The 14,041-nt window shown below is 35.4% G+C and carries 14 protein-coding genes; 10 read left to right on the top strand and 4 right to left on the bottom strand.

Features of this window, described 5'->3' with window-relative positions:
• Positions 1-14: 14 nt before the first annotated feature.
• Complete coding sequence (ilvD, locus tag ACXYSN_RS06210; protein ID WP_049526068.1) at positions 15-1,718, bottom strand: dihydroxy-acid dehydratase; 1,704 nt, start codon at positions 1,716-1,718, stop codon at positions 15-17.
• 217 nt (positions 1,719-1,935) lie between these two features.
• Between ilvD and rpmF the strand changes: the two genes are divergently transcribed.
• Positions 1,936-2,118: a 50S ribosomal protein L32 gene (gene rpmF / locus ACXYSN_RS06205; RefSeq protein ID WP_000290417.1), complete on the top strand. Its 183-nt coding sequence runs from the start codon at positions 1,936-1,938 to the stop codon at positions 2,116-2,118.
• Between the two features lie 15 nt (positions 2,119-2,133).
• Positions 2,134-2,283: a 50S ribosomal protein L33 gene (gene rpmG, locus ACXYSN_RS06200; protein WP_001265622.1), complete on the top strand. Its 150-nt coding sequence runs from the start codon at positions 2,134-2,136 to the stop codon at positions 2,281-2,283.
• A 275-nt stretch (positions 2,284-2,558) separates the two neighbouring features.
• Here the strand turns inward: rpmG and ACXYSN_RS06195 are convergent, their stop codons facing one another.
• The 3 genes from ACXYSN_RS06195 to ACXYSN_RS06185 form a co-directional block, all read right to left on the bottom strand.
• Positions 2,559-5,345 (bottom strand): DNA methyltransferase, encoded by a 2,787-nt coding sequence (locus ACXYSN_RS06195; RefSeq protein ID WP_458636504.1) that lies wholly within the window; start codon positions 5,343-5,345, stop codon positions 2,559-2,561.
• A 135-nt stretch (positions 5,346-5,480) separates the two neighbouring features.
• Complete coding sequence (locus ACXYSN_RS06190; protein ID WP_458636503.1) at positions 5,481-6,128, bottom strand: hypothetical protein; 648 nt, start codon at positions 6,126-6,128, stop codon at positions 5,481-5,483.
• Between the two features lie 98 nt (positions 6,129-6,226).
• On the bottom strand, positions 6,227-7,564 hold the full coding sequence (locus ACXYSN_RS06185; protein WP_458636502.1) for a hypothetical protein: 1,338 nt from the start codon (positions 7,562-7,564) through the stop codon (positions 6,227-6,229).
• 276 nt (positions 7,565-7,840) lie between these two features.
• Between ACXYSN_RS06185 and ACXYSN_RS06180 the strand changes: the two genes are divergently transcribed.
• The 8 genes from ACXYSN_RS06180 (at position 7,841) to ACXYSN_RS06145 (ending at position 14,041) form a co-directional block, all read left to right on the top strand.
• Positions 7,841-8,371: a hypothetical protein gene (locus tag ACXYSN_RS06180; RefSeq protein ID WP_458636501.1), complete on the top strand. Its 531-nt coding sequence runs from the start codon at positions 7,841-7,843 to the stop codon at positions 8,369-8,371.
• A gap of 99 nt (positions 8,372-8,470) precedes the next feature.
• Positions 8,471-8,785: a hypothetical protein gene (locus ACXYSN_RS06175; RefSeq protein ID WP_458636500.1), complete on the top strand. Its 315-nt coding sequence runs from the start codon at positions 8,471-8,473 to the stop codon at positions 8,783-8,785.
• Positions 8,785-9,861 (top strand): cell division protein FtsK, encoded by a 1,077-nt coding sequence (locus ACXYSN_RS06170; RefSeq protein ID WP_458636499.1) that lies wholly within the window; start codon positions 8,785-8,787, stop codon positions 9,859-9,861. The genes ACXYSN_RS06175 and ACXYSN_RS06170 overlap by 1 nt, the downstream gene beginning before the upstream one ends.
• 3 nt (positions 9,862-9,864) lie before the next feature.
• On the top strand, positions 9,865-10,479 hold the full coding sequence (locus tag ACXYSN_RS06165; RefSeq protein WP_458636498.1) for a hypothetical protein: 615 nt from the start codon (positions 9,865-9,867) through the stop codon (positions 10,477-10,479).
• Between the two features lie 172 nt (positions 10,480-10,651).
• Complete coding sequence (locus ACXYSN_RS06160; RefSeq protein ID WP_458636497.1) at positions 10,652-11,233, top strand: replication protein; 582 nt, start codon at positions 10,652-10,654, stop codon at positions 11,231-11,233.
• Positions 11,230-11,490 (top strand): helix-turn-helix transcriptional regulator, encoded by a 261-nt coding sequence (locus ACXYSN_RS06155; RefSeq protein ID WP_458636496.1) that lies wholly within the window; start codon positions 11,230-11,232, stop codon positions 11,488-11,490. The genes ACXYSN_RS06160 and ACXYSN_RS06155 overlap by 4 nt, the downstream gene beginning before the upstream one ends.
• Before the next feature lie 91 nt (positions 11,491-11,581).
• Complete coding sequence (locus ACXYSN_RS06150; protein WP_458636495.1) at positions 11,582-12,847, top strand: tyrosine-type recombinase/integrase; 1,266 nt, start codon at positions 11,582-11,584, stop codon at positions 12,845-12,847.
• Between the two features lie 597 nt (positions 12,848-13,444).
• On the top strand, positions 13,445-14,041 hold the full coding sequence (locus ACXYSN_RS06145; protein ID WP_458636494.1) for a DUF3796 domain-containing protein: 597 nt from the start codon (positions 13,445-13,447) through the stop codon (positions 14,039-14,041).

Raw genomic sequence — 14,041 nt, 5'->3', positions numbered from 1 at the left:
TGCTTTTGATTTGCTTATTTTTTACCAGACTGTTCCATATTCCAGAAGTCTGTAACAGCACCACGTGATGCAGAAGATACAGTATGGGCGTACTTACCGAGGACACCACGGCTATAGAGTGGTGGCAAGGTTGTTTCTGCCTTACGTTTTTCAAGTTCTTCTTCGGATACGGCCATGGAAATTTCTTTTGTATCTTGGTCAACGGTGACGATATCGCCAGTGCGGAGGTAGGCAATTGGTCCACCATCCTGAGCTTCAGGTGCGATATGTCCAACAACCAGACCATAAGTACCACCAGAGAAACGGCCATCCGTCAAGAGGGCCACCTTGTCTCCTTGACCTTTACCAACAATCATAGAAGAAAGGGACAGCATCTCAGGCATACCAGGACCACCCTTAGGTCCAACGAAACGAACAACGACAACGTCGCCATCAACGATTTCATCAGACAAGACAGCTTGGATAGCATCTTCTTCAGAATCAAATACCTTGGCTGGACCAACGTGACGACGAACTTTCACACCAGATACCTTGGCAACGGCACCATCAGGAGCAAGATTACCGTTCAAGATGATCAATGGACCGTCCGCACGTTTAGGATTTTCAAGTGGCATAATGACTTTTTGACCTGGTGTCAGGTCTGCAAAATCAGCCAAGTTTTCAGCAACTGTCTTACCAGTACATGTGATACGGTCTCCGTGAAGGAATCCGTTTGCCAACAAGTACTTCATAACCGCTGGTACACCACCAACTTCGTAGAGGTCTTGGAAGACATACTGACCAGAAGGTTTCAGGTCGGCTAAGTGAGGCACACGCTCTTGGATGGTATTGAAGTCCTCAAGTGACAAGTCAACATTAGCCGCGTGGGCAATGGCGAGCAAGTGAAGAGTGGCGTTAGTAGAACCACCTAGAGCCATTGTAACAGTAATGGCATCTTCAAAGGCTTCACGAGTCAAGATATCTGAAGGTTTGATTCCCAATTCAAGCATTTTGACGACAGCGCGTCCAGCTGCTTCGATGTCTTCTTTCTTATCAGCAGATTCGGCTGGGTGTGAAGAAGAACCTGGCAAACTCATCCCCAAAACTTCGATAGCAGTAGCCATAGTATTGGCAGTATACATACCACCACAACCACCAGGGCCAGGGCAGGCATTACATTCCAGACGTTTCACGTCCTCCGCTGTCATATCGCCGTGATTCCACTTACCAATTCCTTCAAATACAGAAACCAAGTCGATGTCTTTGCCATCCAGTTTTCCAGGGGCGATAGTACCACCGTAAGCGAAAATAGCTGGGATATCCATATTGGCAATGGCAATCATGGAACCAGGCATGTTCTTGTCACAACCACCGATAGCTACAAATGCATCGACGTTATGACCACCCATAGCTGCTTCAATAGAGTCCGCGATGATATCACGAGACGTTAGGGAGAAGCGCATACCCGGTGTTCCCATGGCAATACCGTCGGCTACCGTAATGGTTCCAAATTGAACCGGCCAAGCACCAGCTGATTTGACACCTTCTTTTGCAAGCTTACCAAAGTCATGCAAGTGAATGTTACATGGAGTGTTTTCTGCCCAGGTTGAAATGACCCCTACAATCGGTGTTTCAAAGTCTTTATCTGTCATACCAGTCGCACGCATCATAGCACGGTTTGGTGATTTTACCATACTGTCATAAATGCTACTGCGGTGACGTTTGTCTAATTCTGTCATTTGTTCCCTCCCATTTCAGTTTGTTCCATTATAGCACAATTTTCATATGAATAACAGAAGAAAATTTTTAAATTTTCAGACAATTCAACAGTGTACGATAAAAAAATACAACTTTTTTTGTCAAGTAACTTTACTTTACAAAAAAGTTTTGATATACTATTAAAGTTGATGAAAATCAAACCTAATTGAATTTATATCTTAAAAGGAGAAAAACGAAATGGCAGTACCTGCACGTCGCACATCAAAAGCGAAGAAAAATAAACGTCGTACTCACTACAAAGTAACAGCTCCATCTGTAAACTTTGACGAAACTACTGGAGATTACTCACGTTCTCACCGCGTATCACTTAAAGGATACTACAAAGGACGTAAGATCGCTAAAGCTGCATCAGCTGAATAATAGAAGGGAGATACCATGCGCGTAAATATTACACTTGAACACAAAGAATCTGGTGAACGCTTGTACCTTACTTCTAAAAACAAACGTAACACTCCAGACCGTCTTCAATTGAAGAAATACTCACCAAAACTTCGCAAACACGTTGTGTTTACAGAAGTTAAATAATAGGTCATTACGTTTCAGTAGAAACGAAAAAACCTTGATTTAACGCGATTCTTGAATTTTCGAATTTCAATGTATTGCAATAAAAATCAACCGAATGACTACATTTTTGACTACATTTTTTGTGAAATAAAATAGATGTTCGGATATATAAAAGACAGCAGCTTTGGATTCTGCTGTCTTTTTATTTTCTACGGAATTTTAAAGAAGAGATATTATATAGTTGATTAAGATATTTATAACGTATGAGCGCATATATTACTATTAAAAAATTAAATTTAGTTTTCTACGGTCATTTTTTCGTACATCTCAAATAATCTAGCAACTGTCTCACTTTCAGTCAGCCAAGTTTTTTTATTGTCTACAAGTTTTACCATATTATAGGCTTTCATGACCGCTTTATCATTTTCTTGATGCGCTTTTACTAAGGCTGGTGGCATTGAAATATCATCATAGAGTTCAGCAAGGCTATTATTTGGAAACTGAGATCGGGCATCTAAAATACCTTGAGCTGTCTTTTCTATGGTTTTTCTGGCCTCTTCTGTCAAGTCCAGCCATGGGAAATTATTGTAAACTGCTGGAGTGTAACGATATCTATCTTCTAAACGACCAGCTACTACACGAGTCCACGCCATATGAACATTAGAATTTAAAACACCGAAAATATAAAGTGATTTTTCAGGAATCATATAAAGGAGATTACTAACAATTGTTTCCTTATCCAAAAAACCAATAGGTATATAACGACGTCGCTCAGATGAAACCTCAGGCACAACGATATAATCAACATTGGGTTGACGAATTTGAGTAAAAAGCTGAGGAGTCCAGGCTTGTTGTTGTACTGACTTAGTCGGACTAGTCAAACGAATCTCACGAACAGCCTCCAAACGCTCTCGCAGTTCAGGAATCTCCCTTATAAGGATAGGATCAAGATTTACTAACCAAAGACAGTAACGTTCCTTATTATTGATGAGTTCGTTACTACCGATATAAGGCTTAATAACTGATGATAGAGAAGGATATTTGACTAAGAGTTCAGCTTTTTCCTCAGGTGAGAGAATAAGATTTCCCCCGTCGGTTGGTTGACTTCCTTTTGTCATAATCGGCATATTAGAATTAAGTGGTTTCCCTCGAGATTGAATAAAGTAATTATCTCCCTTAACAAGATAAGCGTTAATATTGTTACAAATCTCTTTACTATCTCCATTGAACAGGAGTTTAGGTTTTTGAGTCTTAAACGCTGTGAACCCTACAATGACAACTGAAACTCCGGCTCTATCTTTAGCTTCGCTCGTCCATTTAAAAGATTGGTATGCAAATTGAATCTCGACACCTTTTCCAAAAAGATATTCCCATAAAGTACGTACAGCCTCGCCCTGTACAATTGAATTTGTTGCAACTAGTGCAGTGGAAATACTGGAATCTTGCATGAGTTGCGTTGCCTTGGCAAACCATGAAGACACAAAATCCAACTTACCGTGTTTCTTCAAGTCAGAAAAAGCAACAGCCATTCCCTCTTTTTGTTCTTTTGTCTGCCATTGATGTCCTACGAATGGTGGATTTCCAATAATATAGTTCAAAGTTTTCTTAGGAACAACGCTTTCCCAATTGATAGTTAGAGCATTCCCATGGATGATATGTGTGTAGGATTTTAAAGGTAGGAAATCAATGTTTGCAAACACAATTTCTTTAGTTTGTTCTAACATCTGACTTTCTGCAATCCAAAGAGCTGTTTTGGCAACGGATACAGCAAAATCATTGATTTCAATCCCATAAAATTGATTGAGTTTTACCTTAACAAGATCTAGATCTTCAACGTCTAACTTGACAGTATCTCCCATATAAAGCTTTATAGCTTCATTTTCCAATTTGCGAATGGAGATGTAAGTTTCGGTAAGAAAATTCCCTGAACCACAAGCAGGGTCGAAGAAGGTTAAATCAGCTAATTTAGATTGAAATTGCTTTGCCTTTTGTTCTATAACTTTAGGTTGCTTAAGTTGACGAATTTCATTGAGCTCATCCTTCAATTCATCAAGAAAAAGAGGATCAATCACTTTATGAATGTTATCAATAGAAGTATAGTGCATTCCACCTGAACGACGAGTCTCAGGATTCAACGTAGATTCGAAAACTGCACCAAAAATAGTAGGGCTAATAGCAGACCAATCAAAGCTGGATGAGGCATGCTCAAGAATTAATTCCCGCAATTCTTCTGTAAAGTTAGGGATTTCAACACGTCTTTCTGAAAACATTCCCCCGTTTACATATGGGAAATTGGATAATTCATCGTCCAGGTATGGATCACGTTCAGAATAGTTTGTATCTAATACATCGAATAGATCCATTAATCCTCGACGAAAATCACGATTAGAAAATCTAGCCATATAATCATGGAAAGCTAGCTTATGACCAAACAAACCTGAATCTTCAGCGTAAAAACAGAAAACTAATCTCACTATCAATTGGTTGATAGCATGCAAAGTATCAGGGTTATTAGGGTTGATATATTGTTTAAGTAATCCATCATAAAGCTCAGCAACAATCTCACCAGCCTGCATTGAAATTTTCATTTCCCGCTCAAGATGCTCATTTGTTTTGTCAACTAGAAATTCAAGACGATAAAATTCTTCTTCTAAATCTTCTAGTTTAATAACAGTAGCTTCAGCATTTGGTTGCTCCATGTCATACACGAAAAATTCTTTGAAATTGGAAGTCACTATCCATCTAGGTCGCTGTGAATAAGGTAAGTTAGCAGAATAGCGTTTAGCTTGTTGAAAAGGTGTCAAATACGAGCCATCAGATTGTTTAATAGCTTTATTCAAATCTTTATTTGATCCTTTTTGCTCAATCATAACCTTAGTTTTATCAATATAACCATCGATAAAACTGGTGTGGTCGAGCATGACTTTATCTTCAAAAGTAATATAGGTAGTGGGATTTTCAATTCCATAGACTGTCCCTAGTAAATCTAACCAAAAGGATTGACTATCTTGTCTTTCGTTTCCTCGATCAGTCCATCTCTCAACGAAAGATCGAGCTTTCTTTTTCTGTTCCCTAATGTTCATGTATATTTTTTCCTATTGATATATTTTGCATAATTCCATAATTTCAATAGTTGAAATTATGATTGAATTCGAACTTAATTTCTATGATTAAAATTATAGACTAGTCTAATACTATCGAATAAAAGATCGAAGTATTTACTTTTTTATCACATTTTCAATATCATTTATAAAAAAAGATAGTAAATTACCTTGACCAACCGACTTAACTCCTAAATCTTTTCTCATCTCGTTCATTACTTCTTCCATCAAAATAAGAAGTTCAGTATCACTCTTAGATTTAATCTCTAATGAACTTTTTCTAAAAGCATTCCACTTTTTCACTACTTTTGGAGAGCCCCAAAGTGATAGTTTACTATTAAAACTACTTATGTCATTAATCATATCCTTCTGGGAGTATGTAAATCCATTTCTCCCATTTTGAGTTATTTTATAGACAAGTTCTATAAATTCAGCATATGGTTTCTCTCTTTTTGCAGATAGGTATTCTCTTCGTTTAGTTTTATTATCTGAGTATCTCGAATAGAAAGAATTTAAAAGTGAAATTGAACCAGTAATTAACGCAACTAAAATTACGGCATCTAAACTGGTTGTCATATTTTGTAAATACTTAATTATACTGTCAACAAAAATAGGCGTTTTCTCAATTATGTATTTTCCAACAAAATAAATATTTAAAATCATTAATAACAAGAGAAAATAATTTAATACTTTATTTCCTGATTGTTTTGTGCCAAGGCTATATGCCACAATTAATGTGACTACTAAATTAATCCAAAATAACATACTTCTCCATTTCTTCATACTCAAAATATTACGAAATTATTATATCAAAAAAATTTGCCATGAACGGAGTTTTCTTCTCAGTTTATTATTTTCTTTAATCAGCGACGTTTTAGATCTTCATATAATTTTTTTGTTTCTTTTGCTAAATCGCTATCAGGATGTTTTTTCATAAAATACCGTTCTCTTGCACGTCGATTGTTGTCTATTCGTAAGCGATTGCTGATCAACGGTCTTAAGATTTCTTTATCTCCCGATATTAAATATTTTAAAATCTCATTACCGAATTGATATTTTTTGACATAACCCAAATAATTGCCTTGCCAATGTGAATTATCCTCTCGAAAACTTTGGAAACTACTTAAAGAATTAAGTAGCTTTTCTGATAAATCTAAAATATATGTAGCATATATCGTTTCCATGTCCTCATCATCTAAATAAAGACCCGTGCATTCAAACAGCTTATCACTATAATTATATTTATTGAGTGCACATATAAAATCATGATCCCAAATTCTTTTATTATATTTTTTCTTGATGCCTTCCGAATCTTCTCCACTTTGATACATTCGCATCTCTTTTTGGATTGAAATAATTGACTCTAAACTTTGATAAGTACTATTCTCTTGGATAGCTTTCCCTTCATATCCATAGTAACTTGTATCGTTAATAAATTTATCAAATCTTTTTTTTAAAATTTCATGATAGAAATCATTCAAATAAGTATCAATGAGGGCTAACTTATTATTGATTGTCGAGTCGTTCTTTTTTCGTTCTTCATAATATTCCCAAAATAAAGAACTAGTATTTACCACTACTTCTGAAGCTCGAAAAATCCCAGTCATAAATAATTGGTAATGCTCTTCAAACAAGATATTGTATACCTTTTGAACGTCAACTACATCTAATCTTATTTTCTCAAATTCAATATTAAGTGGCATGTATCCTAAAACTATTCTCCATAGATTTTCGTCATAAGACTCAAAAAGAATATCTAAAATGATACTAGACGATAGAAAAGATTTCAGCTCCCAATGCTCAGAAGAATTACCAAAACAAATCTCATCGTAAGATTCAAACATTATATTGCGTCTTAAATATTGCTTTTCTTCATCAATATTTAATCCTAGTTTTGTACCATATTGTTCCAATTTACAATTATTAAAAACATCTTCTATTGAATTAGGAGTATATAAGAATGGGTTTTTTGAGGTTACCATCCCTCTCCTAATTAAGCTAATTAACGGGGGATTACTTGGAGAAATCTCTTGATTCGTGAGCTTATTATACTTGTTGTTTTTATTCTTATTTTGTCCAGTATGCCAGAAATGCTCTATGGAAGCTCTTGATTTTCGCTCCTCATTTATAATGTTAATTTTGGAATCAAGCCTTATCGAAGCACAATCCATTAAATATTTCTTTGTTCTTTTGAAAATCATAAATCCTCTCTCGGAAATGTGGTGTTTTTTTCTAATTTTTTTAAAAAAATCACCCTAATTATACCACTTTTTATATTTTATAATGTAATTACCCCATTTAAATGGAGAATATAAAGTCCAAAAGTGCACTGAAGGACGGATTGAAACTAAAAAATAGACATCTATATTAGTTGTCTATATCTTGTAAGGTTTCGCCGTTGATTTAGTGTGCTTTTTTACATCTATCGGTCGGGAATTATTTAGTTTCTTTCCGTCTTCGGGCGCAAAGGAAGTAAAATGACATCATATAGAAAAGTGTTAGCAGAATTGTATTGCAAGTTGATAGGCGAAGAACTCAAGAAAAAGATAAACGAGCTAGAAATGTTACAAAATCAAATTGGATATGAAACAGAAGAAGGGGAAGTTGAATTATTATCCGAAACAACTGTCGGACAAATACTAAAAGGAAAAAGGAATATTAGCTTCAGCGCTTCGTTAGCTTTTCAATCTAGTTTGCATTATAAAAATCCAAGAGAATTATTTTTTCCGAGTAAGAAATTTGAATTACTGCTGATTAAGAATATAATATCTACAATTTTAATTGATCCTATATTTGAAGACACGCTTCTAAAGCAGATATTAGCAAAAAAAATTTCTAATATCTCACAAAAAGAAGTATCTCAATTCATAGAAAAAAACAAAGAAATTTTTCTATGTTCTTTATCAAACTTTATTTCAGATTTTCCAGAGGAAGAAACTTCGCATCAAATAGCTGAAAAATTAACTGATTGGTTATCCGAATTTGCCTGTCTCATATCACAATTTTAAAGATAGACTGTCAGGAAAACTGACAGTCTACTTCATGAAATTACGTTAAACTAAGATTGTTCTTAGCTAAGACAAATAATCAAACACGAGGTAAAACTAATGAAAACAAGGAATCGTAAAGGTGGCTACTCAGCCAATACTGCCAATGAATATATTGATAACAAGCAAGGTATTTATTGCTTAAGTACAGAATTAGAGACACAAATTAAATTTGAAGACGGTCAACTAACGGGTGAAATCATTGCTTATAAAGCCTGGTTCTCTCAGAAAGGTCTGCCACCGTTTCAAGTGAAATTTGAATCTGAAGTTAATCTTCCAGCATATTTAGCAATGGTTGTTTTTGATAATCTCGAAGCTTGCGAGGTTGGCTACAATGTCTATTTCCGTGCTAATAATCTTAAAGAGGTTAAATAATGACTTATGAAGAGCTTGCTAAATACTTGCTCCAAGCCCTGAATATGGGGCTTGGTAGCATTATGCACGGAGAGACTAGCTATTGCAACAGCTTTGATATCCGAATTATGCAAGATGGTTTTCTATTTATCCCACGATTACCGGCAGGATATATCATTGACGATGAACTTTATCATAAGATTTTTCTGATCGCTAATGCTGCGCTTTATCCACGATACACAGTACTTAAACAGAATTCCGCTTACTTTCTTGCTCTTGAAACAGAGGATATTCACATTCAGCGTGGCCTCTTCTTCCCTTGGAGAGTAGGTATCTCTGAACGATTAGTAATTTCTGATTTGGAAGAATTCTCAGAAAATCAAAAAGGACATCTGATTCCCATAATGAAAAACCTTACTCTTGACTACAACAAAGTAACTTCAATGGCTATCGCAGGGAATAGCGGTTCTGGTAAGTCTTACGCTCTTACCTATTTTCTTAGTCTACTAAAAAACATTTCAGACTTAATAATTGTAGATCCCAAATTTGATACACCCAGTCGATGGGCTCGTGCACATGGCATTCCGGTTCTACATCCTCAAAAGAATCGATCCAAGTCAGACTTTGTTTCAGAAATCAACGAGAATTTGAGTACCTGTTTGAATCTAATACAACAGAGACAGGAGACTCTCTATGATAATCCAGAACATAAATTTGAACATTTGACGATTGTCATTGATGAAGTGTTGGCGTTATCCGAAGGAGTCAATAAAACTATTAAAGATTCATTCTTCTCTCTCTTAGCACAAGTTTCTCTTTTGGGGCGTGCGACATCTATCCACTTGTTGCTGGTTAGCCAGCGGTATGACTATAATACTATACCTATATCTGTTAGGGAGCAATTAAATGTGTTAATTCAAATTGGTAATATCAACAAGAAGACAACACAGTTTCTGTTCCCTGACTTAGATCCTGAGGGAATTGTTATCCCAATTGGAAAAGGGACGGGCTTAATTCAAATTATAGATAATGAACATCCTTATCAAGTTTTGCCTCTACTATGTCCCACGTATTATACAAAGAAAGGTATCCTGTAACTCATGAAAAAAACTTTTTTTCAAAGAACTTATAACCTCAATATAAATCTTATTGGCCTTGCAATTTTTAGCTTCCTCTTTAAGATTGGAATCAATTTATTTATCCAAGCATTAGAAAATATTAAGATACATGGAATGCAAGGAGTTTTTACAAAAATACTAGATATATTGACTATTTGTGAATATTACATTCAATTACTATCGTTCTTTCTCATTCTCGTTCCTGCTCTTTTGGTTATCATTGAGTTAGTTCAAAGATTATCAAACGACTCATTGTGGAATTATTTCAAGTCTATCTACCAAACTTTTCAAATGAGACAATTTCTGAAGCAAGATGTGCATTCAGAACCAATGAGTACAATTGAGAGTCAGACCATTACTCGAGTCAATCCCATTTTAAAAACTTTCAATAACTCTGTCTTAGGGTGTACAGTAGATGTAAGAAAAGAAACCGTCACTGTCTTACTTCGTGTTCCTCGTACTCAACAAGCTCAAAAACTTCTAAAAGAAATGGAAGATGATATCAAGGAAGAAATTTCAAATAGGAATCCAAACTATTATTTTTCTTCACCATATCGAAAAGGTAATAAAATTTGGTTTACAGGAACTAAGAGATAATAAGTTGGCAGTACTCGGCTCACGTAGTGAGGGCCAGAGTTGCTGCCTTTCTCAAAAAATTGTTTAGATGACATATTGGGAATACTACGACTCCCAATATGTCCAATAATACATAATCACACAAATTGCGAGAACCTTAAAATATGAATTTATGAATTGAGGAGAGGTATTTATGGCTAAAGATAAACGTTCCAACAAATGGGCATTCCTGATTTATCAAGAAAGTGCACCAGAAAATTATTTAGATATTCTTGAGGAGATGCATATCCCATTTGTCTTGAGCCCTTGGCATGATAAAGACGTTAACAAAGAAACTGGAGAATTTAAGAAATCACACAAACATGGAGTTCTATTTTTCGAATCACTAAAAAGCTATACTCAGGTATCAGAGTTACTAACTGAAAGGCTTAATACACCTTCGCATGTAGAGATAGTCATGTCTCCAAAAGGCATGTACGATTATTTTATACACGCTGAGAATCCTGATAAAACACTCTACAATATTGATGAAATTGAGTCTGGTTGTGGTTTTGACTTGAATAAATTTCTGATAAGTAGCAATAATGAACAATTTCTTTCAACGGTAATTGATATTATCGACGAACACAATTTTACTGAGTTTAACAATCTTGTTAGATATGCACGAGTTGAGAATCCGTCACTGTTGAATCTCATCATTAATAAGACGTACTTTTTCGCAAAGTATCTGGATTCGCGTCGATACTCAGAAAAAAGAAAGGAGAGTGAAAAATGACGAATAATGAACTCATAAAGTTGAATCAAATTGAACAGATTTTGAATTGTTTACTAGCTTTGATGCAGAAGCAAGAAGCTACTCAAAAGCATGTAAGTATACTTACACAGAAGGAACTGCTTTCGATACTTAAGATATCTCCTAACACGTTGAAGTCTTGGGAGAAAACTGGACTAAGGCGCCTAGAACCACCGATTGAGGGAGCTAGAACTGTCTACTATAGAATGGAGGATGTGCTGACCTATTTAACTCCTTAATTCTAAGAAATGTGCTAAAATAGTAATATCACATAGAATAATGTGAGGTTGTTATTTTAGCCTTTTATATATCCGAACGTGAAAGGCTACTATGCAGAAAGAAACTATCATTCACAACAATCGAAAAGTCATTAAAACTATCAAGAATAATGGAACTATTAGCTATACGCAACGTGGTGTGTATATTGGTGTAGATGTTAAGACTGGAAAAAAAGTTACATCATCTATAACTGCTAAAACTCTAAAAAGTCTTGATAGGAAAATCATTCAAGCTCGACTTGAATTTGAAGCGAAGGGTTCAACTCTAAAAGAGACTTTGTTGATTAATAACTTCGAGGAGTTAGCAGAAGCCTGGTTTGTCAGTTTTGTAACTTGGGTGACTTCTCAGAATACGATTAACCGAGTTCGAAGCTATCTTGACACCTATATCATTCCTAAGTTTGGAGAATATAGGCCTGAAGAGATAAAATCTGCAGATATTCAGATTTGGGTTAACAAACTAGCTCAGCAATCTAAAAAGTCTGTTGAATCAGGTGTTAAAAAATCCAAAAAGGGACACGCAAAAGATTTCGGTGCAGTTATCTATAAGCTCAGTGATATTTTCGATTATGGGATTACAAATTTTGAACTTTCTCATAACCCAGCTCAGACAGTAAAAATCCCTCCAAAACCAAAGGTGGTAAAGGAGAGAATTATGGTATTGCACGGAGAGGATTTGGGCACTTGGCTGAACTATCTTGATACTCTTCCTGATACTCGAGCAAATCGAAGATTCAAAGTTATCTGCGATACGCTGTTAGCTTCTGCGCTTCGAATCAATGAGCTTCTTGCTTTATCGATTCATGATCTCGATTTTGATTCCAATGAAATCGTCGTTAACAAGACGCTGATGTGGAAAGTTGGAAATAAGAAACTTGGGATTAAGGGTGAGATTGTTTGTAAGAACAGTGCCAAAACTGATTCTGGCAACAGAAGAGTTGCAGTCCCGAGACAAGTCTTAGATGACTTGAAAGCTTTTTATGCTGAGATGAGTGATTACTTTGTGAGTCATGATTTACCAACTGTGGATCTAATTTTCCCGACAATTTACGGGAACTATATGTGTGATAGAAATGAACGTGCAACACTTAAAAAGCGTTTGACTGAGTTGGGACTACCAAACTATGGTTTTCACCTTTTCCGTCATACACATGCTTCTTTGATGCTGAATGCTGGTGCTAACTGGAAAGAACTCCAGATAAGAATGGGCCATAAGTCAATCAAAACGACAATGGACACTTATGCTGAATTGGCACCGAAAAAGAAGGCAGAAGCAGTTGAAATCTACCTCAAAGAAATTGCAAAATTGACAACATAGCAAAATGACTACATTTATGACTACATTTTCTATAGAACAATCTAGAAACGTTGATATGACAGCGTTTAAAGGGTGCTAAAATAACATTAACAACCTTTACAGAAGTGAAGTAAGCATTCAATACGAATCAATACATAAGAAAAACGCTGATTTTAAGCGTTTTTTCTTTTTTTCAATTTCAATACATTGCACTATATTTCAGTTCAATCTCTACTTTTTTTCTCAAGACCTGGTTTGGAAAGTATAGATTCTAAACAGGAGAATAGTTTAGGTCTGTAAGAATTAACTTATACATTTACAAGGTTCATTCTGATCGACTTTATAACTGTCTAAGAAAAAAGTAAAGCTTCATACAGTATCTAGATTTTCCAAAAGTTCTTTATCATCAAATGCTATTAACGAAACTATCCAAACCAAATCCGATGCATTGCTTCAAAGAATTCTTTAGTTGTTTGACTAGCGAGGTCTTTAATTAAAAAAATTTTTCAAATAATTGCCACATTGACACATGAATTCTTGCTTTCTAAATTTAAGTGTGATATATTTATAACATAAATTTAAGTGTGATATATTTATAACACAAAAAAGGAGTCTATCATGAAAAAAAGTCAAAAAATGCGTGGCCTCATTGCAATGATTGCCGTAGCTCTCTTTATTGATTTTACTGTTTTATTTGGTTCTAATCTTAGTTGGGGACCCAAGTTAGTTATTGCTGGTATTTCAGTGTTCGGTCAAATTATAGCTATTTGGAGTTGGCTACATATGAAACCACGGCCTCATAAGATTCAGAAAGGTAAGGGGAAGACTATTTTTGACTTGTCTGCTAAGCTTTACACGATACTTTTGTTTGCAGCAAGCATTTTTTATACAGTAGGGATTTGGGTTGCGACCCCAAGCGAAAGTTCTGGTATTAAAGAATGGATTTTGGGAATTGGCCTCGTTATTGAAGTGATTGTATTTGGTTTTTTCTGTTTGAAAAATGTCAAGGAAACTCCAGACGAACGCTTTTATGCTAATTTAGCCAAGGCAGCTAGCTTGATGTTTGTTTTTATTCTAGGTGCACTGATAATCCTAGCAGTTATCATTGGGTATATGGGGTCCCTCACTCTTTACATGGGCCAGATCTTTATTAGCATAGCTGCCTTGATTTTCATTTTTGCGGTTGTCTATTTTATCTTGGAACGGAGAGGATAA

The sequence above is a fragment of the Streptococcus sp. V869 genome (assembly GCF_054353515.1).
This window is presented reverse-complemented; position numbering and strand designations above follow the sequence as displayed.

Bases quoted from the DNA above. Each gene is read 5' to 3' on its own strand.
- ilvD (WP_049526068.1), bottom strand. From the start codon at position 1,718: ATGACAGAATTAGACAAACGTCACCGCAGTAGCATTTATGACAGTATG.
- rpmF (WP_000290417.1), top strand. From the start codon at position 1,936: ATGGCAGTACCTGCACGTCGCACATCAAAAGCGAAGAAAAATAAACGT.
- rpmG (WP_001265622.1), top strand. From the start codon at position 2,134: ATGCGCGTAAATATTACACTTGAACACAAAGAATCTGGTGAACGCTTG.
- ACXYSN_RS06195 (WP_458636504.1), bottom strand. From the start codon at position 5,345: ATGAACATTAGGGAACAGAAAAAGAAAGCTCGATCTTTCGTTGAGAGA.
- ACXYSN_RS06190 (WP_458636503.1), bottom strand. From the start codon at position 6,128: ATGTTATTTTGGATTAATTTAGTAGTCACATTAATTGTGGCATATAGC.
- ACXYSN_RS06185 (WP_458636502.1), bottom strand. From the start codon at position 7,564: ATGATTTTCAAAAGAACAAAGAAATATTTAATGGATTGTGCTTCGATA.
- ACXYSN_RS06180 (WP_458636501.1), top strand. From the start codon at position 7,841: ATGACATCATATAGAAAAGTGTTAGCAGAATTGTATTGCAAGTTGATA.
- ACXYSN_RS06175 (WP_458636500.1), top strand. From the start codon at position 8,471: ATGAAAACAAGGAATCGTAAAGGTGGCTACTCAGCCAATACTGCCAAT.
- ACXYSN_RS06170 (WP_458636499.1), top strand. From the start codon at position 8,785: ATGACTTATGAAGAGCTTGCTAAATACTTGCTCCAAGCCCTGAATATG.
- ACXYSN_RS06165 (WP_458636498.1), top strand. From the start codon at position 9,865: ATGAAAAAAACTTTTTTTCAAAGAACTTATAACCTCAATATAAATCTT.
- ACXYSN_RS06160 (WP_458636497.1), top strand. From the start codon at position 10,652: ATGGCTAAAGATAAACGTTCCAACAAATGGGCATTCCTGATTTATCAA.
- ACXYSN_RS06155 (WP_458636496.1), top strand. From the start codon at position 11,230: ATGACGAATAATGAACTCATAAAGTTGAATCAAATTGAACAGATTTTG.
- ACXYSN_RS06150 (WP_458636495.1), top strand. From the start codon at position 11,582: ATGCAGAAAGAAACTATCATTCACAACAATCGAAAAGTCATTAAAACT.
- ACXYSN_RS06145 (WP_458636494.1), top strand. From the start codon at position 13,445: ATGAAAAAAAGTCAAAAAATGCGTGGCCTCATTGCAATGATTGCCGTA.